We start from the raw sequence: 250 nt of genomic DNA on the forward strand, positions 1-250 counted from the left end.
TGTTCTTGCTGCAATCGGACTGTTCGACGTCTTCGTCGCAATCACAGGAACAGGGGCATGGACAACCCCCTTCCTCCGGCTCCGCTGGAGGAAAAGGAGAGTGAACTGGAACTGCTGCTCGACGAGTCCCCTTCTTCCACCTCCTGGTACAGGTTGACCAGGGTCAGGACGGTTTCTCCCTCCTTGCCGGCGGGAGTGTTTTCCGCCAGCAGGTAATAATCCAGGTCGGGCTCGCCTTCCTTGTCGCACA

The 250-nt window shown here is 58.4% G+C and carries 1 protein-coding gene; it reads right to left on the reverse strand.

All coding sequences use genetic code 11. The features are described 5' to 3' along the window. Nucleotides 1-41 precede the first annotated feature (41 nt). Nucleotides 42-250: hypothetical protein (locus HJW02_RS13045; RefSeq protein ID WP_208050684.1), on the reverse strand; the 209-nt coding region annotated here is incomplete at its 5' end.

Source organism: Akkermansia sp. GGCC_0220 (assembly GCF_017566105.1).
Lineage (GTDB): Bacteria > Verrucomicrobiota > Verrucomicrobiia > Verrucomicrobiales > Akkermansiaceae > Akkermansia > Akkermansia massiliensis.